The 20,183-nt window shown below is 64.0% G+C and carries 21 protein-coding genes and 1 tRNA gene; 8 read left to right on the forward strand and 14 right to left on the reverse strand.

What is annotated here, in order from left to right:
• Positions 1 to 60 precede the first annotated feature (60 nt).
• The gene (locus AABD04_RS10965) at positions 61 to 885 is read left to right on the forward strand and encodes an acyl-CoA thioesterase (RefSeq protein WP_243595090.1); all 825 of its coding nucleotides are present in this window, start codon (positions 61 to 63) and stop codon (positions 883 to 885) included.
• On the opposite strand, the gene AABD04_RS10970 is transcribed toward AABD04_RS10965, so the two are convergent.
• Positions 851 to 1,369, reverse strand: a complete 519-nt coding sequence (locus tag AABD04_RS10970) for a DNA-deoxyinosine glycosylase (RefSeq protein WP_341443014.1) — start codon at positions 1,367 to 1,369, stop codon at positions 851 to 853. The genes AABD04_RS10965 and AABD04_RS10970 overlap by 35 nt on opposite strands.
• 58 nt (positions 1,370 to 1,427) lie before the next feature.
• On the opposite strand from AABD04_RS10970, the gene AABD04_RS10975 reads away from it, so the two are divergent.
• Positions 1,428 to 1,631, forward strand: a complete 204-nt coding sequence (locus AABD04_RS10975; RefSeq protein WP_243594928.1) for a hypothetical protein — start codon at positions 1,428 to 1,430, stop codon at positions 1,629 to 1,631.
• Here the strand turns inward: AABD04_RS10975 and AABD04_RS10980 are convergent.
• Positions 1,607 to 2,095 carry an anthrone oxygenase family protein gene (locus AABD04_RS10980; protein ID WP_341441187.1) on the reverse strand — a complete coding sequence of 163 codons (489 nt, stop codon included), beginning with the start codon at positions 2,093 to 2,095 and terminating at the stop codon, positions 1,607 to 1,609. The two genes, AABD04_RS10975 and AABD04_RS10980, sit on opposite strands and share 25 nt — an antisense overlap.
• Before the next feature lie 122 nt (positions 2,096 to 2,217).
• On the opposite strand from AABD04_RS10980, the gene AABD04_RS10985 reads away from it, so the two are divergent.
• Entirely contained in the window at positions 2,218 to 3,207 is a 990-nt protein-coding gene (locus AABD04_RS10985; RefSeq protein ID WP_341441188.1) for an AraC family transcriptional regulator, read from the forward strand.
• Here the strand turns inward: AABD04_RS10985 and AABD04_RS10990 are convergent.
• The 3 genes from AABD04_RS10990 to AABD04_RS11000 all read right to left on the reverse strand — a co-directional run bounded on the left by AABD04_RS10990 (position 3,192) and on the right by AABD04_RS11000 (position 4,244).
• Positions 3,192 to 3,923, reverse strand: a complete 732-nt coding sequence (locus tag AABD04_RS10990) for an AAA family ATPase (RefSeq protein ID WP_341441189.1) — start codon at positions 3,921 to 3,923, stop codon at positions 3,192 to 3,194. The two genes, AABD04_RS10985 and AABD04_RS10990, sit on opposite strands and share 16 nt — an antisense overlap.
• Before the next feature lie 3 nt (positions 3,924 to 3,926).
• The gene (locus AABD04_RS10995; protein WP_170945993.1) at positions 3,927 to 4,103 is read right to left on the reverse strand and encodes a hypothetical protein; all 177 of its coding nucleotides are present in this window, start codon (positions 4,101 to 4,103) and stop codon (positions 3,927 to 3,929) included.
• 64 nt (positions 4,104 to 4,167) lie between these two features.
• A tRNA-Leu gene (locus AABD04_RS11000) sits at positions 4,168 to 4,244 on the reverse strand.
• A 120-nt stretch (positions 4,245 to 4,364) separates the two neighbouring features.
• On the opposite strand from AABD04_RS11000, the gene AABD04_RS11005 reads away from it, so the two are divergent.
• Complete coding sequence (locus tag AABD04_RS11005; protein WP_243610016.1) at positions 4,365 to 4,997, forward strand: ANTAR domain-containing response regulator; 633 nt, start codon at positions 4,365 to 4,367, stop codon at positions 4,995 to 4,997.
• 173 nt (positions 4,998 to 5,170) lie between these two features.
• Complete coding sequence (locus AABD04_RS11010; RefSeq protein WP_341441190.1) at positions 5,171 to 6,505, forward strand: ABC transporter substrate-binding protein; 1,335 nt, start codon at positions 5,171 to 5,173, stop codon at positions 6,503 to 6,505.
• Between the two features lie 139 nt (positions 6,506 to 6,644).
• Here AABD04_RS11010 and AABD04_RS11015 read toward each other — a convergent pair whose 3' ends face one another.
• Genes AABD04_RS11015 through AABD04_RS11030 form a run of 4 tightly spaced genes read right to left on the reverse strand, consistent with a single transcriptional unit; the run spans position 6,645 to position 10,854 of the window.
• Entirely contained in the window at positions 6,645 to 7,460 is an 816-nt protein-coding gene (locus AABD04_RS11015) for an ABC transporter ATP-binding protein (RefSeq protein ID WP_121869703.1), read from the reverse strand.
• On the reverse strand, positions 7,460 to 8,527 hold the full coding sequence (locus AABD04_RS11020) for an ABC transporter ATP-binding protein (protein WP_341441191.1): 1,068 nt from the start codon (positions 8,525 to 8,527) through the stop codon (positions 7,460 to 7,462). The genes AABD04_RS11015 and AABD04_RS11020 overlap by 1 nt, the downstream gene beginning before the upstream one ends.
• On the reverse strand, positions 8,520 to 9,509 hold the full coding sequence (locus AABD04_RS11025; protein WP_121869704.1) for a branched-chain amino acid ABC transporter permease: 990 nt from the start codon (positions 9,507 to 9,509) through the stop codon (positions 8,520 to 8,522). Before AABD04_RS11025 ends, AABD04_RS11020 begins: the two co-directional genes overlap by 8 nt.
• Positions 9,510 to 9,513: 4 nt before the next feature.
• The gene (locus AABD04_RS11030; RefSeq protein WP_341441192.1) at positions 9,514 to 10,854 is read right to left on the reverse strand and encodes a branched-chain amino acid ABC transporter permease; all 1,341 of its coding nucleotides are present in this window, start codon (positions 10,852 to 10,854) and stop codon (positions 9,514 to 9,516) included.
• Positions 10,855 to 11,115: 261 nt separating this feature from the next.
• On the opposite strand from AABD04_RS11030, the gene polA reads away from it, so the two are divergent.
• Entirely contained in the window at positions 11,116 to 13,857 is a 2,742-nt protein-coding gene (gene polA, locus AABD04_RS11035; RefSeq protein ID WP_341441193.1) for a DNA polymerase I, read from the forward strand.
• 85 nt (positions 13,858 to 13,942) lie between these two features.
• Here polA and trxA read toward each other — a convergent pair whose 3' ends face one another.
• From trxA to AABD04_RS11050, 3 genes are all read right to left on the reverse strand, one after another.
• On the reverse strand, positions 13,943 to 14,314 hold the full coding sequence (trxA, locus tag AABD04_RS11040; RefSeq protein WP_032394311.1) for a thioredoxin: 372 nt from the start codon (positions 14,312 to 14,314) through the stop codon (positions 13,943 to 13,945).
• A gap of 87 nt (positions 14,315 to 14,401) precedes the next feature.
• Positions 14,402 to 15,400 carry a helix-turn-helix domain-containing protein gene (locus AABD04_RS11045; RefSeq protein ID WP_341441194.1) on the reverse strand — a complete coding sequence of 333 codons (999 nt, stop codon included), beginning with the start codon at positions 15,398 to 15,400 and terminating at the stop codon, positions 14,402 to 14,404.
• 210 nt (positions 15,401 to 15,610) lie between these two features.
• Positions 15,611 to 16,117: a 2'-5' RNA ligase family protein gene (locus AABD04_RS11050; RefSeq protein ID WP_341441195.1), complete on the reverse strand. Its 507-nt coding sequence runs from the start codon at positions 16,115 to 16,117 to the stop codon at positions 15,611 to 15,613.
• A 10-nt stretch (positions 16,118 to 16,127) separates the two neighbouring features.
• On the opposite strand from AABD04_RS11050, the gene AABD04_RS11055 reads away from it, so the two are divergent.
• Positions 16,128 to 17,225, forward strand: a complete 1,098-nt coding sequence (locus AABD04_RS11055) for an isocitrate/isopropylmalate dehydrogenase family protein (protein WP_335741615.1) — start codon at positions 16,128 to 16,130, stop codon at positions 17,223 to 17,225.
• 15 nt (positions 17,226 to 17,240) lie between these two features.
• On the opposite strand, the gene AABD04_RS11060 is transcribed toward AABD04_RS11055, so the two are convergent.
• Entirely contained in the window at positions 17,241 to 18,065 is an 825-nt protein-coding gene (locus tag AABD04_RS11060) for a class I SAM-dependent methyltransferase (RefSeq protein WP_341441196.1), read from the reverse strand.
• A gap of 214 nt (positions 18,066 to 18,279) precedes the next feature.
• Between AABD04_RS11060 and rpsA the strand changes: the two genes are divergently transcribed.
• Positions 18,280 to 19,758: a 30S ribosomal protein S1 gene (rpsA, locus tag AABD04_RS11065; RefSeq protein WP_027497255.1), complete on the forward strand. Its 1,479-nt coding sequence runs from the start codon at positions 18,280 to 18,282 to the stop codon at positions 19,756 to 19,758.
• A 156-nt stretch (positions 19,759 to 19,914) separates the two neighbouring features.
• Here the strand turns inward: rpsA and AABD04_RS11070 are convergent, their stop codons facing one another.
• Positions 19,915 to 20,124, reverse strand: a complete 210-nt coding sequence (locus AABD04_RS11070) for a hypothetical protein (protein ID WP_121869710.1) — start codon at positions 20,122 to 20,124, stop codon at positions 19,915 to 19,917.
• Between the last annotated feature and the right edge of the window lie 59 nt (positions 20,125 to 20,183).

The raw sequence follows: 20,183 nt of genomic DNA on the forward strand, positions 1-20,183 counted from the left end.
AGTACAGCTGTACGAAGGACCGATCTCGAGAAGCTCCTCGATCTCCTTGTACTCGAGGAGATCGAGGAGGACGTGTTCGTCGGTGTCCATCCCGAACAGGTGGGGAGCCGAACGTTCGGGGGGCAACTGGTTGCCCAGGGGCTGATCGCGGCCGGACGCACCGTCTCCGGTACCTCCCGCGACGTGCACGCGATCAACGCCCACTTCATCCGCGGCGGTGATGTCAAGAAGCCCATCGAGTACCGAGTCTCCAGGCAGCGCGACGGACGAGCATTCGCCAACCGCCAGGTCACCGCCGTGCAGGACGGTAACGAGCTGTTCGTCATGCTCGCTGCCTTCCAGGATTTCGGTAAGGGACTCGAGCACAGCGTCGAAGTGCCCGAGGTTCCGTACCCCGACGCACTGCCTCCGCTCGGCGATCACTTCGTCGGGTACGAGGACCGGCTGCAGATGTTCGTCGACGCCCTCAAACCGATCGACATGCGCTACGCGAACGACCCGGCGTGGATCATGCAGGGCACCGGCGAGAAGCTCAACCACAACCGGGTCTGGATGAAGGCCGACGGCGATCTGCCGGACGAGTCGATCTTTCATGCCGCGACCATGGGGTACGCGTCGGACACGACGGTGCTCGATTCGATCATCACCACCCATGGTCTCTCGTGGGGACTCGATCGCATCGTGGCGGCGACGGTCAATCACTCCATCTGGTTCCACCGCCCGTTCCGATTCGACGAGTGGGCTCTCTACGCCACCGAATCACCGGTCGCAGCCGGGTCCCGTGGCCTGGCCACCGGACGGTTCTTCTCGATGGACGGTCTGTTGCTGGCCACCGTCGTGCAGGAAGGTCTCATTCGACATTTCCCGAAGCGGGTCCGGGCCTGAGAGCTCTCGACCACGCGCGCGTCTTTGCATCCAGGTTCAGTGAGGCGTGCGCCGGACTGGTCGACGGTAGTCGAGTGAACTCGACGTGGGGCGTCACCGCCGTCGCGTGGCGACGGTAGCTCTCGTCGGCCTTGGCACCGTTGAAGAACACCCTGTCGATGCCGGGATTCTCGGCGAACAGTGTCTCGAAATCGTTTACCACGATGGAGGATTCGACGATCGCCGAGTCCAGGCTTCCCTTGCGCGTGCACAGCTTCAGTACATCCCACACCGCGACGCCATGGCTGCGCAGACGCTCGGTGCGTTCGTCGTAGAGAAGTTCGGGGCCCGCATCGAACAGCGCTTCCATGATCGGCCAGAACGCATTTCGCGGATGCGCGTAGTACTGCTGGGCGGCCAGCGACGCGACGCCGGGCATCGATCCCAGAATCAGGGTGGTTGCGCCTCGGCCGAGAATCGGCTCGAAGCTGTGCACGACGTTCATGAGAGCGATTACAGCAAATCCACCGCGCACGGCGGTGACGTAGGACCACAATGGAGTCATGTTGGATCCACGCGTACTCGACAACAACGAACTCGAAGCCGAACTCGCCGCACTGCGCCGGGGACGTGACGCCGCGATGGACGAAGGCGCGCGGGACGTCTCGACCGCGGACACCGACCACCTGATAGCGCGTTTCGAGGAAGAAATCCGTAAGCGACACCAGGATTCGGTGTCCGATCAGCCCAGCGTCGATCTACCCTGACCGACAATCAGGGCCGCGCAGGCCGCGGTTGCGGCAATCGTTCTGACGTTGTTCCACACGGCCCATCTGTCGGTGAAGTTCTGCCACATCTGCGCGCCTGCGGCGCTGCCGGGGTCGACTCCGGCCAACGCGTCGTTGAGCGGAACGTTGAGGGCCATCGTGATCGCGACGCAGCCGACCACGTAGAGAACGGTTCCGCTCACGACGAGCACGGGTGAACCCCGACCGGTCGACAGGGCGAGAATCGTTGCGAGAGTGCACGATACGGCTGTTCCGAAGAACAGGCCGAGAAACACCGGATCGATAATTGCCTTGTTGAATCGCTGCATCGCGGCGATCGCGTCGGGCACCGGCAGTGTCGACAGGCCGGGAAGCACGCTGATGGAGAAGGCGAGCAGCACTCCTGCAACGAGCCCACATCCGCTGGCGGCAACGGCGGTGGCGACTGCGAGCATTCGGTCCATCACGGTGGTTCCCTCCGGTTCGTAGCGTCCTGTGGTCCACTGTGGTCCCGGCGTGCTGGATGGACAATGCCCGAAAAGCCACGATGTATGTCCGATCGTCCATCGCATGAGACGATCGCTACATGCGTGGCGCGGATCCTTGGAAGTCGTCCGACCCCCTGGGTGAAGCGCTGCACTTTCTCCGGATGACCGGATCGTTCTACGTGCGCTCCGAGCTGAGCGGATCCTGGGGTCTCGCACTGCCCGCCATGGAGGACGCGCTGTGGTTTCACACGGTGGTGGACGGTCGGTGCCTGCTGTCGGTTCCCGGCGAGCCGACGCGGGAGTTGGTGCCCGGCGATTTCGCATTGGTCCCGCATGGTCGAGGTCATGTTCTCGCCGCCGACGAGGATGCGGCGACACGAGCGGCGAGTGTGTACGACCTCCCGCACGAGTACGTCAGCGACCGATACGCGGTGATCACTCACGGTGAGGGAGCAGGACCGGCCGCCACCCTGGTGTGCGGAGCGGTGCGTCTGGATCATCCTGCAGCGCACAAGCTCGTTCGCCTGTTGCCCGCGCTGGTGGTGGTCGACGCTGCTCCCGGCCCGAAGCAATCGCGGATGCAGAACGTGCTGGATATGGTCGCGGACGAAGCGCGCGTGCTCGAGCCCGGGGGAGAAGCGGTGATCACCCGGCTGTCCGACATTCTGGTGATCCATGCGTTGCGATCGTGGATCGTGAACACACCAGGCGCGCAGTCGGGTTGGCTCGGTGCATTGCAGGACGATCGGATCGGAACGGCGTTGGCGCTGATCCATCGACACCCTCATGAGCTGTGGACCGTTGCGGCTCTGGCATCGAGGGTGAACATGTCGCGTTCGGCGTTCTCGGCGCGTTTCACCGAACTGGTCGGCGAATCGGTGATGAGCTACCTGGCGGCGTGGCGAATGCAGGTCGCGTATCAGACCTTGCGTTCCGAGGACGTCGTGCTGGCCGAATTGGCCCGACGCAGTGGGTATCTCTCGGAGGCGGCATTCGGTAAGGCCTTCAAACGGGCGATGGGGGTTTCCCCGGGAAGTGTGCGTCGCCGTCGTGAGGTGTCGATGGCCGACGGTCAGTCGAGCAGATGACGGAGATAGCTGTTCGGGTCGTCGAGGTAGCGACGCCAGTGCTGTACCAATTCGAGTTCGTCCCAGGTACTTCGGCGTAGACCGTGTTCGCCTACTTCGACGATGTCCGCGCCGGGCGTCGAGGCGAGGATCGGAGAATGGGTGGCGCAGACGAGTTGTGCTCCCTCGTCACCCAGCTGGGACATCAGCGCAACCAGCTGCAGGCACGCGGTGAACGACAGGGCCGATTCCGGCTCGTCCAGAACGTAGAAACCGGGTTCGGCCAACATGGCGCCGAACATGGCCAGAAAGCCCTCACCATGACTCATCTCGGCGGTGTTCTCGTCCCAGAACCCCGGCATACCGCCGAGGTTCTCGGCCATGTCGAACGCGGTCTCGGCGCGGAGAAAGAACCCGCGCTTCTGCAGTCTCGGGCCACGAAGCATCCGAGAACCCCGCGGAGTGGTCTCGAGTTCGAGAACCTCGCCCAGCGCGCTGGTCACCTCGTCGAGTCGACGAGATTGCTGCGCTGCCCGTCCGCCACGGGCATCGATACCGAAACCCTCGGCGATCGCCTCGACGAGGGTCGACTTACCGGAACCGTTGTCGCCGACCAGAATTGTGACCGGTGCCAGGAACTCGAGTCCCTCGCGAGCGAGGTCGGCGACAGCGGGCACGGTGAAGGGCCAGTCCGATCCGACATCGTCGGCGTGGACGTAGGCGCGTTCTACGAACATGATTCAGGCAGTGACCAAGCGATCGACGTAACCGGTCTCGTGGGCGGTGTCGGCGCTGCAGGTGTAGTAGACCCACTCCGCCGATCGATCCGCCGAATCTCCGAACCGATGGTCGACCTTCGCTGCGCACAAACTGCCCGCACTGGTGTCATGGCAACGAAGACTGCTGGGTATGTACATGGCTCCACTGTAGGCGTGATCGGCGCAGACCATTACCGACGTCGCGAACGGGACTGCCTTCACGTGGTGCCCTCGGTGAGACTCGAACTCACACTGGACGGGTTTTGAATCCGTTTCCTCTGCCAATTGGGATACGAGGGCTGGCGTCTTTCAAGCAACGATTGACGAGTTTAGAAGATGCGCTTTCGGCCTCGCGCACCGGTACCCTTCAGATGCTCGACGGCCCTGATGGGCGATGACTGTCAAAGGAGACCGATACAGATGAATGCTCCTGGTGCGCACGGTACTGGCAAGCCCCCGCTTCGCGTGGTGGTGGCGGAGGACGAATCCCTGATCCGACTCGACCTCGTGGAGATGCTCCGGGAAGAGGGTTACGACGTCGTCGGTGAAGCGGCCGACGGTCAGCAGGCGGTGGAGCTGGCCGTCGAACTGCGTCCCGATCTGGTCATCATGGACGTCAAGATGCCGCGTCGGGACGGAATCGATGCGGCCTCGGAGATCGCCGAGAAGCGCATCGCGCCCGTGGTCATTCTCACCGCGTTCAGTCAACGCGAACTGGTGGAGAAGGCGCGTGATGCCGGGGCCATGGCCTACCTCGTCAAGCCGTTCACCAAAGCCGATCTGATGCCCGCGGTGGAGCTGGCGGCCAGTCGCTTCGGCGAGATTTCCGCCCTCGAATCCGAGATCGCCGATCTGCAGGATCGGCTGGAGACCCGCAAGCTGATCGAGAAGGCCAAGGGAATCCTGATGACCTCGCAGTCGCTCACAGAACCACAGGCGTTCAAGTGGATTCAACGCGCCGCGATGGACCGCAGGACCACGATGAAAGCCGTCGCCGAAGTAGTGATCGAGACACTCGGTACTCCTGCGAACAAGCCTGCGGCAGAGGGATGATCGGCCCGCGAAAGCTACGGCCACGTAAAACTTCGACTCCCTAGGTCACAGTCAGGTCACGAGCCTCGTTCTAGGCCTTGCGAATCGGTTCCGAGCGTTAGCGTCTGATCCACACGTGAGCCACATGCAACTCAGGTGCGCTTCAACGACGAGCAATTTCAAGGAGAACCTAGATGGCAATTCGGACCTATGTCCGCACGGCTGCGGTGCTGAGCGTCACCTCGCTCGCACTGTTCGGCTGTTCGTCGAGCGACGACTCGGGATCGACCGACTCCACCGCTGCCGGCGGCGGCACTGCAGCCGCGGAAACGACCGTCTCCACCGATTGCGAGCCCGAGCAGGCCACAGCAGGGGCCACGCCCGTCACCGATCCTCTGGTCGTTGGAACCTTGCTGCCCAACACCGGCAGCCTGGCCTTCCTCGGACCGCCCGAGGTCGCCGGTGTGCAGCTCGCCGTCAACGACATCAACGCGGCCGGTGGCGTCCTGGATCAGCCGGTCACGCTCATTCCCGGTGACTCCGGTGACACCACCACCGACACCGCCAACACCACCGTCGACCGACTGCTCGCAGGCGGTGCGGACGTCATCGTCGGTGCCGCGTCCTCAGCGGTCTCCCTGCAGGTCATCGACAAGATCACCAGCGCGGGCGTCGTGCAGATCTCGCCGGCCAACACGTCCGACCAGTTCGTCTGCTACCCGGACAGCGGCCTCTACTTCCGCACCGCGCCCACCGATGTGCTGCAGGCTCAGGCCCTCGCGGATCTCATCGCCCAGGACGGTGCGCAGCGGGTGTCCATCCTCGCCCTGAACGACCCGTACGGAACGGGCCTGGCCAACAACACGGTCGAGAACCTCGAAGCCGCCGGGATCGCGTCCGATCAGCTCCAGACGATCATCTACGACCCCAACGCTCAGTCGTACAACGCCGAGATCGACGACGTGAACAACTTCGCACCCGACGCCGTCGCGGTGATCGGATTCGACGAGTCCGCTCGCATCATCACCCGTATGCACGAGCTCGGAATCGGACCGTCCGACGGCACGTTGGTCTACGGCGTCGACGGCAACATGGGCAATGCACTCGGCGAGTCGATGGCTCCGGGTCTGCTCGACACGATGCGGGGCACCACGCCGTTGACCGACGTCGGCACCGCGTTCCAGGACCGACTCAAGACCGTCGATCCCGCGCTGGTCGACTTCAACTACGCGGGTGAGTCCTACGACGCCGTGGTCATTCCTGCCCTGGCCGCCGTTCAGGCCGGATCGACTGCGGGCGTGGATATCGCGGCCAACATCAACAGTGTCACCAAGGACGGCGAGAAGTGCACGACGTTCGAGCAATGCCTTCCGCTGCTGCAGGCCGGCACCGACATCGACTACGACGGTGTCACCGGTGCGCTCAACTTCAGTGACGCAGGCGAACCGGCAACCGGTTCGTACGGCAACCTGGTCTTTGGTCCGGACAACACCCTCACCACGGACGGATACATCGTCGTCGGTGAGTGATCGATAGACGTTCGTACACAAAGGCCCGAGTCCGGAACACGGACTCGGGCCTTCGTGTGTCCCGGACGATCGGCACCGGCACACGAAACAGCCCCGGTTCGGACCACACCGAACCGGGGCTGCGCGTGTCGAAGAGCTGCTACTTCTTCTCTTTGCTTCCCGCCAGAGTGCCGAGGTAGAGCTCGATCACCTTCGGGTCGTTCATCAACGCCGGACCGGTGTCGGTGTATGCGTTGCGGCCCTGATCGAGAACATAGCCGCGGTCGCAGATCTGCAGGCATCGACGGGCATTCTGCTCGACCATGATGATCGAGACACCGGCCGCGTTGATCTTCTTGCAGCGGATGAACACCTCGTCCTGAAACATCGGAGACAAACCGGCCGACGGCTCGTCGAGCAGCAGTACCGATGGTTCCATCATCAGCGCGCGGCCCATGGCCACCATCTGGCGCTCACCGCCCGAGAGCGCGCCCGCTTTGACCTTGCGGCGATCGCTCAGAAGCGGAAAGAGCTCGCTGACGAAGTCGAAGCGTTCGTTGAACTTCTTGGGACGCAAATAGATTCCCATTTCGAGGTTCTCTTCGATGGTGAGCGACGGGAACACATTCTGCGTCTGCGGGACGTAGCCGACGCCTTTCGTCACCAGTACGTGTGCTTCCGCGGACGTGATGGTGTCGCCGCGCAGTTTGACGCTGCCCTCCCGAACGGCAACGAGCCCGAACAGCGTTTTCAGCAGCGTCGACTTGCCTGCCCCGTTGGGTCCGATGATCCCGACGATCTCGCCGTCGTTGAGGAAGAAGTTGCACTCACTGAGGATGTTCACGCCGGGGATGTACCCGGCGACCAAGCCGTCGGCGCGGAGCAGAGCACCTTCGGCGAGGCGGGCGTGTTCCCCGGGGGTGGCCGCGAACTCCGCGGGTGTCAGTTGCTGCTTCTCGGTGGTCGGTTCGCTCATCAGTTGACCTCCTTGGCCCGGTGGGATCCACCGTCGGTGGTGTCGGGCTTCACGAACTCCGGTTCCGACAGATCGCCACCGGCCGCAAGCTCCTCGACCTCGGCTTTCTTCAGTGCCTCGGCCAGTTCCGCCGTCGCGCCGACGGGATTGCCGTCGGCGTCGAATTCCAGCGCCTGATCGTGATGGCTGCCGAGGTACGCATCGACGACGGCACCGTTGTTGGACAGTTCCTCCGGCGTCGACTCGGCGATCACGCTGCCCTGTGCCATCACCACTACCCAGTCGCTGATGTCTCGGATGACGTCCATGTCGTGTTCGACGAAAACCACCGTCATGCCGTCGTCGCGCAGTGACTTGATGTGCCCCAGAAGGGATTGCGTCAGCGCGGGATTGACCCCGGCCATCGGCTCGTCGAGCATCACCACGGACGGGTCCGTCATCAGCGCGCGGGCCATCTCGAGCAGTTTGCGCTGGCCACCGGACAGTGAGCCGGCGAGGTCGTCGGCCTTGGCGTCGAGTTTGAAGCGGGCGAGCAACTCGTTGGCGCGCTCGGTGACCTCGCGCTCCTGGGCTTTCCAGGTCCAGGGCAGAAATGTGTTCAGAATCTTCTCGCCGCGCTGCCCGGTGGCACCGAGGCGAACGTTGTCCAGCACGGTGAGTTTCGACAGTGCTTTGGTGAGCTGGAACGTTCTGACGACACCCTTGCGGGCCACCTGATGCGGATGCATCTTGCCGAGTTCCTGACCGTCCATCGACCAGGTGCCGGTGTCGGGGCGATCGAACCCGGTGAGCAGATTGAAGAGCGTCGTCTTGCCGGCACCGTTCGGCCCGATCAGACCGGTGATGCAGCCGCGTTGTATTTCCAGATGCGCGACATCGACGGCCTTGAGCCCGCCGAACGTGCGCGAGATGCCATCCACGACGAGAGTCGGATCGGGTTTCGGCGATCCGGGTTCGCCTGCTACTCCGGCGAACAGCGCGGCACGCTGATCGGCGTCGAGAGCCTTGGCAGCCCGAGATTCGAGGGTGCTGGAATTCTTGTTCGGCGAGTTCTTCGCGTCAGGCATTGAGCTGAACCTCTCGCTTGTTGCCGAGAATGCCCTGAGGCCTGAACACCATCAGTAGTGCGATCAGGATTCCCAGGAGGACGAAACGGGTGGCACCGACCTGCTGCTCGGTGAGATCGAGCAGCGGATCGGGTCCCGAGATGGCTTGACGCAGAATGGCGTCCGGGATCGACAGCAGGAACCAGAAGAGCATGGCTCCCACGACGGGGCCGAACACAGTGGCCGCGCCGCCGAGAATCAGCGCTCCGAAGGCGAAGAACGTCTGCGCCGTGGAGTAGAAGTCGGGGTTGATCGACTTGGTCTGCAGGGCGTTGAACACGCCGCCCATGCCGCCGATCACGCCACCGAGCACAAGCGCTTGCATCTTGTAGACGAAGACGTTCTTACCGAGCGAACGCGCAGCATCCTCGTCTTCGCGCACTGCCTTCAGGACGCGGCCCCACGGGCTGTGTGTCAGGAGATAGACGACGCCGCAGAGGATGAGGACCAGCGACCAGCCGACGACCATGGCCCACAGATCGTCACCGTAGAACTTCACCCCGACGAAGTCGTACTGCTTGCCCGAATCGAATGGGCTGAGCGAGGTGAACGGATCGGCAAATCCGAAGAGGCCGTTGGTCGATGCGGTCACCGAGTCGCTGGCGGTGGATCTGAACACGAGACGAAGAATTTCCGACGCGGCAATCGTCACGATGGCCAGATAGTCGGCGCGCAGTCGTAGCGTGGGGATGCCGAGCACCAGAGCCAACAGACCGGCCGCACCGAGGCCGACCAGAATGCCCAACCACAGCGGCTGCTCGTAGGTGATGGTCATGATGCCCACGCCGTAGCCGCCGAGCAGCGCGAAGCCGATCTGACCGAAGTTGAGCAGGCCGGCGTAGCCGAAGTGCAGGTTCAGGCCGATGGCGAGCAGCGCATAGAAGATCGCGGACGGCCCGACGAGCTGAGCGAGGGAAACCTGGAGTGCTCCGAGAATATCCATGAGGTCACCCGATCCTTTGCCGCGAGCCGAGTATGCCCTGCGGCCTGACGATGAGGATGAGTATCAAGACGAGCAGTCCTCCGATGTACTTGAGATCGGGATTTATTACCAGCGTCGACCACTGCACGAGCAGACCCACGATGACGCAGCCGAGGAATGCCCCGTATGCGGTTCCCAGTCCGCCCAACGTGATTCCGGCGAACATCAACAGCAGGAGCTTGAAGCCCATCTCCCATTGCACGCGACCGGCGAGTTCGGAGAGACCGAACAGAACACCGCCGAGGGCGGCGAGACCGCCGCCGAGGCACCATACGAACGTCACGACGCGCTCGACGTTGATGCCAGAGGACGCAGCGAGGTCGCGATTGTCGGCGACGGCACGCATGGCCTTGCCGATTCGAGTGCGCTGCAACATGAGTGCGACACCGACGAGAACGACGATGCTGATGATGATGCATGCCAGGTTGACGTTGGTGATGGCGAACGGACCCCATTCGTTCTGGGTCTGCGCCTGGTAGTCGGCGAAAGGCTCGGCGCGATCGGAGAAGAAGATGAGGATGAGGTAGCGCAAGGCGATCGCGAGGCCGATGGACACCACGAGCTGCGCGATGAGTCCGGTTCGACGTTTTCGCAGCGGTTTCCAGATCGCCGCGTTGTTGAGCCAGCCGATGGCGACGCCGACGATGATCGCGAGGATCGTGGCCGGGATGAGCTGGATGCCCATCGTCACGTTGAAGACCCAGGCCGCAACCGCGCCGAGCGTGACGAGCTCACCGTGCGCGAAGTTGGTCAGTCCGGTGGTTCCGAAGATCAGGCTCAGTCCGACGGCTGCGAGTGCGATGACGAGTCCGAACCGAAAGCCGTCCACCGTCGTTCGCAGGAACTGCTCCCAGACCGGGACGCTGGTGGCGGTTCTGGCCTCACCGAACGAGAAGATGACGGTGTTGGAACGCCCGGCCTCCACATCGCGCTGGACCTCGCCCTGGACGCTGACGCCGTCGGGGAGCGTTTCCTGAACTACCTGGAATGTGTATGTGCCGGGAGACAATTCGAGGGTCCACCGGCCGCCGGTTTCACTGGTGGTGCGGGCGACTTCGGCGCCGGACGCGTCGAGCGCCGCCACGTCGACGCCCACGAGGCGCTCGCCACCGTTGTTCAGGGATCCGGCGACGCTGACGGCGTCTGCGGGCGGTGCCTGTTCGGCGCTGGTCCCCGGTGCTGCCGGGGGAGTGGGGGTAGGTTCCTGGGCCAATGCCGGCGCACTGAACAGCAGCGCGGCGATGGAACTCAGTACGGCGAGTAGGAGTGTTCGCTGGAAGAGCCGAACGGCAGATCTTGCGCGCAACCTCGGCGGTTGCACCTTTCTGGTCCATCGAACATTTGGAGCCACGCACGTCCTCCGGACGGTTGTCGTTGTGCCACGGGTATGTGGGTTTCCTGCAATTGTCGGACTCTATCCGTTGAAACGACGCAAAATCGGCGACTGAGATTTCCGGAAAGTATCGGTTGTGTTTCGCGGTGCGCGACGGCCGCCGTGAGTGCGATCGCGTCGTGGCGCGTGCATCCGGCTACGAGTTGTCGGACCGGCTCCCTAGACTGGTCAACCGTGAGCCCAGTAACGGAGAAAAGTGCAGCGCCCGCAGCCGAGACCGATGCGAAAGCGGGCGGGGAGCGGCCCACGTTGCTGCTCATCGACGGCCACTCGATGGCGTTCCGGGCCTTCTTCGCTCTGCCCGCGGACAACTTCAAGACCACCAGCGGTCAGTCCACCAACGCCGTGTACGGGTTCACCTCGATGTTGATCAATCTGTTGCGAGACGAGAAACCGACGCACATCGCGGCCGCGTTCGACGTCTCGCGGCAGACCTTCCGCGCCGAGCGGTTCCCCGAGTACAAGGCCAACCGCAGCAAGACGCCGGACGAGTTCGCCGGCCAGGTCGACATCACCAAGGACGTGCTCGGTGCCATGGGTATCCCGGTGATGGCAGAGGCGGGTTTCGAGGCGGACGACATCATCGCCACTCTGGTGACCCAGGCAGAAGCGCTCGGTTACCGCGTCCTCGTGGTCACCGGTGACCGGGATGCACTGCAGCTCGTGACCGACAACGTCACGGTGCTCTATCCGCGTAAGGGCGTCTCGGACCTGACTCGGTTCACCCCCGACGAGGTCGCCACCAAGTACGGATTGACGCCGTCGCAGTATCCGGATTTCGCGGCCCTGCGCGGCGACCCGAGCGACAATCTTCCCGGCATTCCTGGGGTCGGCGAGAAGACGGCGACCAAGTGGATCATCGAGTACGGCTCCCTCACGGCTCTCGTGGACAACGTGGACAAGGTCAAGGGCAAGGTGGGGGAAGCGCTGCGCGCCAACCTGTCGAGTGTGGTGCTCAACCGGGAGCTCACCGAGATGGTGCGGGACGTGCCGTTGCCCTTCACTCCCGATCAGCTCGAACTGGCTCCGTGGGATCGCGAGAAGATCCACGCCTTGTTCGACGATCTGGAGTTCCGCATTCTGCGGGACCGGTTGTTCGAGACTCTCGCGTCGGTCGAACCCGAGGCGGAGGAAGGTTTCGATGTCCGCGGCGGCATCGTCGCGCCGGGCGAACTCGCCGCATGGTTGGCAGAACACGCATCCGACGGCCGACGCAGCGGGCTGTCGATCCTCGGCCCGCGCCGGCCCTTCGACAGCGACGCGACCTCGGTGGCGATCGCTGCGGCCGACGGTGAGGGGGCGTTCGTCACGACGACCGCTCTGGACGAATCCGACGAGCAGGCACTCGCCGCCTGGCTGGCCGATGCGACGAAACCCAAGGCGCTGCACGAGGCCAAGTGGGCACTGCATGCGGTGCGCGGACGGGGCTGGACCCTCGACGGTCTGACGACCGATACCGCCCTGGCGGCCTATCTGGTGCGGCCCGGACAGCGATCGTTCAATCTCGACGACCTCTCTCTGCGCTATCTCAAACGCGAACTCCGGGTGGAGGATACGGGTGAAGGTCAGATGTCGTTGCTCGATGCCGAGGACACCGCCGATGCGGCGTTCGCCGAGGGCGAGATCCTCAAGGCGCGGGCCGTCATCGACCTGGCCGATGCGCTGGACTCCGAGCTCGCCGCCATCGAGTCGACCACCCTGCTCTCCGAGATGGAGCTGCCTCTGCTGACAGTGTTGGCCGATGTCGAGGCAACGGGTATCGCCGTGAACGGTGATCACCTCCGCGCACTGCAGTCCGGATTCGCGGCACAGGTCGACGAGGCCGCAAACGCCGCCTACGGCGTGATCGACAAGCAGATCAACCTCGGGTCACCGAAGCAGCTGCAGGTGGTGCTGTTCGAGGAACTCGACATGCCCAAGACGAAGAAGACCAAGACCGGGTACACCACCGATGCCGATGCGCTGCAAGGGTTGTTCGAGAAGACCGAGCACCCGTTCCTGAAATTCCTGCTCGATCACCGCGACGCGACGCGGATGAAGGTCACTGTCGACGGCCTGCTGAAATCCGTTGCTGACGACGGACGCATTCACACCACGTTCAATCAGACGGTCGCAGCCACCGGACGGCTCTCGTCCACCGAGCCGAACCTGCAGAACATTCCGGTGCGCAACGAGGCGGGACGTCACATCCGTGACGGCTTTGTCGTCGGGGCCGGGTACGACACCCTGCTCACCGCCGACTACAGCCAGATCGAGATGCGCATCATGGCCCACGTCTCCGGCGACGAGGGTCTGATCGAGGCGTTCAACACCGGGGAGGATCTGCACAGTTTCGTCGGTTCTCGGGCGTTCGGTGTGCCGATCGAGGAGGTGACCCCCGAACTGCGTCGCCGGGTCAAGGCGATGTCGTACGGATTGGCATACGGACTGAGCGCATTCGGTCTCGCCGCACAGCTCAAGATCTCCACCGACGAGGCGAAACAGCAGATGGAGGCGTACTTCGCGCGGTTCGGTGGCGTTCGTGACTACCTGCGCAACGCCGTCGAGGAAGCGCGCAAGGTGGGGTACACCTCGACGCTGTACGGCAGGCGTCGCTACTTGCCCGATCTGAACAGCGACAATCGTCAGCGCCGCGAGGTCGCCGAGCGGGCCGCGCTCAACGCCCCGATCCAGGGCACCGCCGCAGACATCATCAAGGTTGCGATGATCGACGTGCATCGATCGCTGGCGGAGTCGACGCTGAAGTCACGAATGCTGTTGCAGGTGCACGACGAACTGGTACTCGAGGTCGTCGAATCCGAGCGTGAGGAAGTCGAGGCGCTGGTACGCGACAAGATGTCCTCGGCCATCGAACTGTCGGTGCCGCTGGAAGTGTCGGTCGGCACCGGGCGCAGCTGGGATGCCGCTGCGCACTGACTCGAGGCCGCGCAGGAAAGAACGACGAAGGGCCGCTCACCGAATTCGGTGAGCGGCCCTTCGCTTCGTGTGCAGGGGCGAGAAACTATTCCGCAGCGGGAGCCTGCTCGGCGATCTGCTGACGCACCACGTCCATGTCGAGTGCCTTGATCTGACCGACGAGGTCCTCGAGCGCCGGTGCAGGCAGTGCGCCTGGCTGTGCGTACACGAGAATGCCTTCGCGGAACGCCATGATCGTCGGAATCGACTGGATCTGCGCTGCGGCTGCCAGGCCCTGCTCGGCCTCGGTGTCCACCTTGGCGTGCACGACGTCGGGGTGTGCGTCGGACGACTTCTCGAAGGTGGGAGCGAACTGGCGGCACGGTCCGCACCAGGACGCCCAGAAATCGACCAACACCACGTCGTTGCTCGTCACGATCTCGTCGAAATTCTGCTGGGTCAAAGTCTGAGTGGCCACGCGGTCCCTTTCGTTTGATTGCGCTTCTGGTGTGTCTCAACGCGGGTACTTGCCGGAATCATCCCGGCTGCGTGGAAGCGCCGTGTGTCAGGCGGGCAAGGGTGCGGCGCGGAACGTCCGGCGGTACGAGTTCGGGGTGGTGCACCGCAACCGCACGAAGTGCTGCCGCAGAGCGGCGGCATTTCCGAAGCCGACCACTTCGGCGATCGAATCCATCGGCAGATCCGAGTTCTCCAGCAGCTGCTGCGCTGCCAGTACTCGTTGGTCGTTGAGCCAGCGTGCGGGTGTCGTTCCGGTCTCGGCGGCGAACTTGCGAGCGAATGTGCGCGCCGACATGTTCACTCGCGCGGCCAGTCGGCCGATGGTCAGTTCGGAGTCCAGATTCTGGGTCATCCAGTCCAGCAGCGGTGCCAATGTCTCGGTGTGCGTGGCGGGCAGGGGACTGGTGACGAATTGAGCCTGTCCGCCGTCACGATGAGGCGGAACCACCATCCTGCGGGCGATCCCGTTCGCCACGACGCTGCCCTGGTACTTGCGCACGATGTGCAGGCACAGATCGATACCGGCCGCCGTGCCTGCGCTGGTGAGTACGTTGCCTGCATCCACGTAGAGGACGTTCGGATCGACTTGCGCCAGGGGGTATTTCGCGGCCAGCGAGGCAGAGTGCCGCCAATGCGTCGTGCAGGGTCTGCCGTCGAGGAGTCCCGCCTTGCCGAGTACGAAGGCACCGTTGCAGAGGCTCGCGACCATCGCGCCCCGCTCCACTGCCGCTCGCAGTTTGGCCAACAGGGGTTCGATGGACGCGTCGTATTCGGTGCCGCACACGAAGCTGCCGTCGATCGCCGCCTCGGTACCTCCGGCCGGGATGATGATCAGGTCGGCACTGTCGAGGCTGTCGAGATCGTGGGGCACGTCGATGGTGTAGCCGACGCGGGTGCGGATCGGTTGGGGGACACCTGCGATCAGGGAGAAGTCGTAGGTGGGTAGGCCCTCGCCCGAGCGATCGAATCCGAACACCTCGCAGGCGACGCCCAGCTCGAACTGTTCGGTCAACGGCATCAGCGCGACTACCACTCGTTTCAGCATGCACAGAAGTATGGCAGAAATTCGTCGAAGTGTGGCGTTACTGCCACTCGTGCACTGTCTTCGCAAGTTGGAAGCTAACGGAATGACAATTGTATTGGTGGTTGTGCTGATGTTCCTGGCCCTCGACGCCATCGTGCTCGCTGGCTTCGCTCCCGATACTCATGCGGAGGTGACTCAGTTCGGTGATTTCCGGTTCTAGGGTGCCGGGGGTCAGCCGATTCGCCACTCGCGTTTGCCCTCGCCGTCCCATCGGCGCAGCGCAACCGCAGATCCGACCAGATCGTCGACGTCGGCCGAGAGCAGGCGCACCGCTGCTCCTGCCTCCTCGGGCGTCAATCGCCGGGCCAGCGTCACGTGGGGTGTCCATCGGCCGGGTTCGAGGTGCTCCAGCGAACGATCGACCACGGCCTCGAAGAGCCGGGCGTGCAGATCGAGCAACTCGCTCGACGGAACGACCAGTCGCGCCAACGTCATCGTTCGACCACCGAACACGACGAGCCCGCCGAGACGCACATCGAACGGATCGAAGCGGACAGCATCACCGTCGTCCACCGCGGCCGGCATCGACGACGCCACCGCGACGGTGACGTGCGGGCGGTTCGATTCACCGCGGTGCCGGTTCTGGCTCGGGAGGCCGGCGTCGGACAGTGCCGACCACTCGCGGCGAACCGCTGCGTCGAGGCCGGAGTCGAGGAGAAGCTCTGCGGACTGCACCATGGAGGCCATGATGTCGCAGACGGACGGTCGGAACGCAACGGCGCTACGGATCGGGGCCATGACCGGCGACGGGATCGGCCACGAGATCGTGCCCGCAACGATTCGGGTGGTCGACGCGGCCCTCGTGGCCGCCGATGGACCGGCAGTCGACTGGGTGCACCTGCCGCTGGGGCTCGGTGCCATCGACGAGCACGGGACGCCCATGCCCGATTCCACGCTCGCGACGCTGGGCGAGCTCGAAAGCTGGATTCTCGGACCGCACGACAGCGCGTCCTATCCGGACCCCTTCCGGTCACAGCTGACTCCGGGCGGACGGATTCGCAAGGAGTTCGACCTGTTCGCCAACATCCGGCCCGCGAGGGCGCTACCGGGTGTGCGGGCCGTGTCCCCGCGGATGGATCTGGTGGTCGTGCGGGAGAACACCGAGGGGTTCTACGCCGATCGCAACATGTTCGTCGGCAGCGGAGAGTTCATGCCCACCCCCGATGTCGCACTGGCGGTCGGAGTGTTCACGCGCGCGGCCTGCGAACGCATTGCCCGCGAGGCCTTCTCTCTGGCGGAGCGACGCAGCCGCAAGCTCACGATCGTGCACAAGACCAACGTGCTGGCCATGACCACGGGGCTGTTTCGCGATGCGTGCCGCGCAGTGGGCGAACAATTTCCGCACGTCGAGGTCGCCGAGGAACACGTCGACGCGCTCGCGGCGCACCTGGTTCGACGGGGCGAGGATTACGACGTCATCGTGGCCGAGAACATGTTCGGCGACATTCTGTCGGATCTGACGGGCGAGCTGTCCGGGTCGCTCGGCACCGCGCCGTCGCTCAATTCCTCGGAAACTCAGGCCATGGCGCAGGCCTCCCACGGTTCGGCTCCGGACATCGCGGGCAAGAACCGTGCCAACCCGACTGCCCTCTTCCTGTCCGCCGCGATGCTGCTCGAGTGGCTCGCCCCGCGGCATCGGGACGAGCGGCTCGCCGCAGCCGCACGCCGCATCCGACATGCCGTCGAGGCCACGGTCGAATCCGGGGTAGCGACCGCGGACCTCGGCGGACAGGCGTCGACCAGTGCCTTCACCGAAGCCGTCGAAGCCCGGGTGCACCGGCGCTGATCGAGGCGCTCTCGGTCAGTGCGGTTTGCGGCTGCTGAAGATCGCGGTGCCAGGGAAGAGCTGGCCGCGCAGTGGGCTCCACTGACCCCACTCGCGGTCGAGCCACTCCGGCCAGTCCGGCTCGACGATGTCGCGGACCTCCAGCCCTGCGGCGACCAGCTCGCGTACTCGGTCACCGATCGTGCGGTGATGCTCCACGTAGTTGGGGGTCCCGTCGGCGTCGTACTCGACATACGGGGTGCGGTCGAAGTACGGAATCGTCGCGGTCAAACCGCCCACGCCGGGATCGTCGGGGAAGATCCAGCGCATCGGATGATTGACCGCGAACACCCAGATCCCGCCCGGCCGCAGTACCCGCGCGACTTCCTTCATCACGTTGGCGGAGTCCGCGACGAACGGCACCGCGCCGAAGGCCGAGCAGACGATGTCGAACCGCTCGTCGGCGAACGGCAAGGACTCCGCACTGGCCTGCACCAGGGGAACCGTCGATCCGCCGGTGGTCATGGCGTCGACGCCTCGCTGCAGCATGGCCATCGAGATGTCGAGACCGATCGCACGCGCTCCCTGAGACCCGAGCCAGCGGGCGCACGGTGCGCTGCCGCAGCCCACCTCGAGGACGTCTTTGTCCGCGACGTCGCCCAGTAGATGCACGTCGCCCTCGTGCAGCCCCTCCGGGCACCAGACGAACTCTCCGGATTCGGTCGACACTCCCAGAAACGCGCCGTGGGTACGGTGGTAGTTCTCGGCGTCGGAATCCCACCAGAGACGACTCGCACGGTCACTCGCGACCGAGTCGATTCGGCCTCGGCCGGGTGTGGACGCTGCGGAAAGATCGGTCACCCGCCGACTCTAACCGGGTTTGTGCTGGTACTGCGGCATCGCGTACCCTGTTAAACGAGAGTGTGTTCATGCTGCGCTCGAGTCGGGTTCGCCCGGCGTCGACGCATGCGGACCCGGCAACGGATCGCCGAACATTCTCGTGCTGCACACGTTTCACCTGGTCCGACCGAACATCCATCAACCGATACCCAACCCGTCCGGAGCAACTCAACACATGCCCTCAACCACAACCTCACCGCAGGTAGCCGTCAACGATATCGGCTCCGCAGAGGATTTTCTCGCCGCCATCGACGCCACGATCAAGTACTTCAACGATGGTGACATCGTCGAGGGCACCATCGTCAAGGTCGATCGTGACGAGGTTCTACTCGACATCGGTTACAAGACCGAAGGCGTCATCCCTTCCCGCGAGCTCTCCATCAAGCACGATGTCGACCCCAACGAGGTCGTCTCCGTGGGAGATGAGATCGAAGCACTCGTCCTCACCAAGGAGGACAAGGAAGGCCGTCTGATCCTGTCCAAGAAGCGAGCTCAGTACGAGCGCGCTTGGGGCACGATCGAGGAGCTCAAGGAGAAGGACGAGGCCGTCAAGGGCACCGTCATCGAGGTCGTCAAGGGTGGACTCATCCTCGACATCGGTCTTCGTGGCTTCCTTCCCGCCTCGCTCGTCGAGATGCGTCGCGTCCGCGACCTCCAGCCGTACGTCGGCAAGGAGATCGAGGCCAAGATCATCGAGCTCGACAAGAACCGCAACAACGTGGTCCTGTCGCGCCGCGCATGGCTCGAGCAGACCCAGTCCGAGGTCCGCAGCGAGTTCCTGCACCAGCTCCAGAAGGGCCAGGTCCGCAAGGGCGTCGTGTCCTCCATCGTCAACTTCGGTGCCTTCGTGGACCTGGGTGGCGTCGACGGCCTGGTGCACGTCTCCGAGCTGTCCTGGAAGCACATCGATCACCCCTCCGAGGTTGTCGAGGTCGGCACCGAGGTCACCGTCGAGGTTCTCGACGTCGACCTGGACCGCGAGCGTGTTTCCCTCTCGCTCAAGGCAACTCAGGAAGATCCGTGGCGCCAGTTCGCTCGCACCCACGCGATCGGCCAGATCGTGCCCGGCAAGGTCACCAAGCTGGTTCCCTTCGGTGCATTCGTGCGCGTCGAAGAGGGCATCGAGGGCCTCGTGCACATCTCCGAGCTGGCCGAGCGCCACGTGGAGGTTCCGGACCAGGTCGTGGGTGTCGGCGACGACGCACTCGTCAAGGTCATCGACATCGACCTCGAGCGTCGCCGGATTTCGTTGAGCCTCAAGCAGGCCAACGAGGACTACGCAGAAGAGTTCGATCCGTCCAAGTACGGCATGGCCGACTCGTACGACGAGGGTGGCAACTACATCTTCCCCGAGGGCTTCGACTCCGAGACCAACGAATGGCTCGAAGGCTACGAGAAGCAGCGTGAAGAGTGGGAAGGTCGCTACGCCGAGGCAGAGCGTCGCCACAAGATGCACACCGCTCAGATGGAGAAGACGGCCAAGGACGAAGCTGCCGAAGCCGCCAACACCAACTACTCCTCCGAGTCGGGTCAGGCCCCCGCCGATGCAGAAGGCGACGCTCCCGCAGCGTCGGCTCCGGCCTCGACCGGTGGATCGCTGGCCAGCGATGCGCAGCTCGCTGCACTTCGCGAGAAGCTGTCGGGCAACGCCTGATAGAAGTGGTCCACCCGTGAGGGTGTGACACCGAGCCCCGGTTCTCCCTGTGAGAACCGGGGCTTTCTCATTCGAATCAGGTGAGCAGAGTACTTACGGACACGACAATGGACCCGGTTCGGATGAACCGGGCCCATGTATGAGGGGGAGTGCGAACTACGCGGCGGTGGCTGGACTCCACTGGCCGACGCTCGCCGTGCGCTTGCGCATGGTGGCGAAGCTGTGGCGGGCGGGGGTCAGAAGGTTGGTGAACCAGTTACGCCGATGGTCGGCCAACGCCGAGGCTACTTCAGGAATGAGAATGCAATGAACGCCTGCATCCATGCCAAGGCGGTGCCGACCCGGTTGGATCTGATTGCTTCGCATGGGTGTCCTTTTCAATAGCAGTGGGTCGGCACATCGAGGTCGCGCTCGTCGAAGATAAC

This window comes from Rhodococcoides navarretei (assembly GCF_038069675.1).
Classification (GTDB): Bacteria; Actinomycetota; Actinomycetes; order Mycobacteriales; family Mycobacteriaceae; genus Rhodococcoides; species Rhodococcoides navarretei.

Bases quoted from the DNA above. Each gene is read 5' to 3' on its own strand.
- AABD04_RS10970 (WP_341443014.1), bottom strand. From the start codon at position 1,369: ATGAACGTCGTGCACAGCTTCGAGCCGATTCTCGGCCGAGGCGCAACC.
- AABD04_RS10975 (WP_243594928.1), top strand. From the start codon at position 1,428: ATGTTGGATCCACGCGTACTCGACAACAACGAACTCGAAGCCGAACTC.
- AABD04_RS10980 (WP_341441187.1), bottom strand. From the start codon at position 2,095: ATGGACCGAATGCTCGCAGTCGCCACCGCCGTTGCCGCCAGCGGATGT.
- AABD04_RS10985 (WP_341441188.1), top strand. From the start codon at position 2,218: ATGCGTGGCGCGGATCCTTGGAAGTCGTCCGACCCCCTGGGTGAAGCG.
- AABD04_RS10990 (WP_341441189.1), bottom strand. From the start codon at position 3,923: ATGTTCGTAGAACGCGCCTACGTCCACGCCGACGATGTCGGATCGGAC.
- AABD04_RS10995 (WP_170945993.1), bottom strand. From the start codon at position 4,103: ATGTACATACCCAGCAGTCTTCGTTGCCATGACACCAGTGCGGGCAGT.
- AABD04_RS11005 (WP_243610016.1), top strand. From the start codon at position 4,365: ATGAATGCTCCTGGTGCGCACGGTACTGGCAAGCCCCCGCTTCGCGTG.
- AABD04_RS11010 (WP_341441190.1), top strand. From the start codon at position 5,171: ATGGCAATTCGGACCTATGTCCGCACGGCTGCGGTGCTGAGCGTCACC.
- AABD04_RS11015 (WP_121869703.1), bottom strand. From the start codon at position 7,460: ATGAGCGAACCGACCACCGAGAAGCAGCAACTGACACCCGCGGAGTTC.
- AABD04_RS11020 (WP_341441191.1), bottom strand. From the start codon at position 8,527: ATGCCTGACGCGAAGAACTCGCCGAACAAGAATTCCAGCACCCTCGAA.
- AABD04_RS11025 (WP_121869704.1), bottom strand. From the start codon at position 9,509: ATGGATATTCTCGGAGCACTCCAGGTTTCCCTCGCTCAGCTCGTCGGG.
- AABD04_RS11045 (WP_341441194.1), bottom strand. From the start codon at position 15,400: ATGCTGAAACGAGTGGTAGTCGCGCTGATGCCGTTGACCGAACAGTTC.
- AABD04_RS11050 (WP_341441195.1), bottom strand. From the start codon at position 16,117: ATGGTGCAGTCCGCAGAGCTTCTCCTCGACTCCGGCCTCGACGCAGCG.
- AABD04_RS11055 (WP_335741615.1), top strand. From the start codon at position 16,128: ATGTCGCAGACGGACGGTCGGAACGCAACGGCGCTACGGATCGGGGCC.
- rpsA (WP_027497255.1), top strand. From the start codon at position 18,280: ATGCCCTCAACCACAACCTCACCGCAGGTAGCCGTCAACGATATCGGC.
- AABD04_RS11070 (WP_121869710.1), bottom strand. From the start codon at position 20,124: ATGCGAAGCAATCAGATCCAACCGGGTCGGCACCGCCTTGGCATGGAT.